The organism is Kitasatospora sp. NPDC007106 (genome assembly GCF_040634455.1).
Lineage (GTDB): Bacteria > Actinomycetota > Actinomycetes > Streptomycetales > Streptomycetaceae > Kitasatospora > Kitasatospora arboriphila.
The window spans coordinates 1-1,851 of sequence record NZ_JBEYFP010001059.1 but is presented as its reverse complement, the minus strand read 5'-3'; the positions used below and the strand labels follow the sequence as shown (position 1 = coordinate 1,851).

2 protein-coding genes and 1 pseudogene are annotated in these 1,851 nt (G+C 75.8%); 1 reads left to right on the top strand and 2 read right to left on the bottom strand.

The genetic code is table 11. The features are described from left to right. A partial coding sequence (locus ABZ641_RS35695; RefSeq protein WP_359988587.1) for a fasciclin domain-containing protein occupies positions 1–509 on the top strand: 509 nt, incomplete at its 5' end. Between the two features lie 63 nt (positions 510–572). Here ABZ641_RS35695 and ABZ641_RS35690 read toward each other — a convergent pair. Continuing rightward, a complete protein-coding gene (locus ABZ641_RS35690) occupies positions 573–1,139 on the bottom strand; it encodes an SMI1/KNR4 family protein (protein ID WP_344624892.1) in 567 nt (188 codons plus the stop codon). Then, positions 1,136–1,851, bottom strand: a pseudogene (locus tag ABZ641_RS35685) (hypothetical protein); the annotation flags it as partial. The gene ABZ641_RS35690 and the pseudogene ABZ641_RS35685, both read right to left, overlap by 4 nt.

The window sequence follows — 1,851 nt, the reverse complement described above, 5'->3', positions numbered from 1 at the left end:
GCCAGGCCCCGGCCGCGGAGGCCGCGCCGGCGGCCGGGCAGCCGTTCGGCGCCGGGTGTGCCGCCGTGCCGTCCCAGGGGGCCGGATCGTTCGCCGGGATGGCCCAGGACCCGGTCGCCACCGCCGCGTCCAACAATCCGGCACTGTCCACCCTGGTGGCGGCCGTGACCAAGGCCGGGCTGGTCGACACGCTCAACTCGGCGCAGAACGTCACCGTGTTCGCGCCCACCAACGACGCGTTCGCGAAGATCCCGAAGGCGACGCTGGACGCCGTCCTCGCCGACAAGGCCAAGCTCACCAAGATCCTCACCTACCACGTGGTGCCCGAGCGCCTCGCCCCCGCCGCCCTGCCCGGCGAGCACAAGACCCTGGAGGGCGGCGCCGTCACGGTCACCGGCTCCGGCGAGGACTTCACCGTCAACGGCAATGCCAAGGTCGTCTGCGGCAACGTCCAGACGGCCAACGCCACGGTCTACATCGTCGACACCGTCCTGATGCCGGCCTCCTGACCGGTGGCGCGTCCGATCGGCGGCCCGTGCGTCAGTGGCCGGCCGCCGATCGGGCCCCGCCCCTCAGCGGGTCGGAGCGAACGGGGCGAAGCTGTGCGGCGCGGTGGGGAAGGCGTCCGTGAGGACGTCGGAACGGATCCGGCCGGTGAGGGCGGCGACGAGGAAGCCGGCGAACGGCAGGTCGTAGTGCTCCCACCGGGCTTCGCGGGCCGCGTTCACCATGACCGTCCATGCGTCGGGGTGCCGGCCGGGGCGGACGAGCCAGTACAGGAACTCGCCGTTGTCCGTCGACGCCCAGGGGATCAACCGGGCGCCCGGCTCGCGGAGTTCGGCGGGCGGCTCCTCCGAGCTCCCCCAGAGATGGTCGAAGGCCTCCGCACGTTCCTCGGCCGCGTCGACGAGGTCGTGGTACGGGTTGGGGGAGTCCGGCTCCAGGACGTACAGGTAGCCGTCGACGTGGCCGCCGCCGATGCGTTCGACGAACTCCCGGTAGTCACCGGGGAGTCCGGACCCCAGCGCGGCCCCGACCGCCGTCCAGTCCTTGGCGCGGCTGCGGTGGGGCCCGGGGAGCAGCCGGGCGAGCCGCTCGACCGCTCCGTGCGCGACGGCCGCCCCTGCCGTGTCGTTCACCGGGTGACGGCCGGTTCGGTGGCGAACCCGGCGGCGAGCAGTGTCCGGGCCAGGGCGCGGAGTTCCTCGTCGGGGTGGCCCGTGGCGGAGAGTCCGGAGTCGGAGAGCAGGCGGAGCGGGGAGAAGGCGAGACCGCGGAGGGCCGGGCGCAGCTCCTCCGGGGCGCGGCCGATGGCGGCGAGGGCGCGCAGGGCCGCCAGGCCGACGGGACTGGGGCCGACCAGGCCGGCGAGGACGGGGACGGCGCGGTCCGGGGAGCCGGTGATCCGGTGGTGGGCCTCGGCGGCCGCGAGCCGCGTCCAGTCGCCGCCGTCCAGCAGCCGTTCGACGACCGGCAGCAGCGGAGCGGCGGCGGCGCCCAGTGACTGCAGGTGGGCCAGGTACCAGGAGGTCTGACCGCCGCCCGAGAGCAGCCGCTCGAAGGTGCGCAGCGCCGGGCCTGCCTCGCCGGTGAGCCGGTGGTGGGCGGCGGCCGCCGCGCCGCTCAGCGCGGAGTCGGTGCTCAGCGCGGCCTCCTGCAGCAGACCGGTGATCTCCTCGGTCCGCTCGCCGAGGAGCCCGAGCAGACGCGCGGCGACGATCGCGGCGCGGCCCGTCCGCAGGCAGTCGGTGAGTTCGGGCCGGGCCTGCCGGGCGGCCGGGCCGAACCGCTCCAGGGCGCCGACGAGGGCGATGGCCGCGTTGCCGTCGGCGCCGGCGGCCAGCGCGCGGC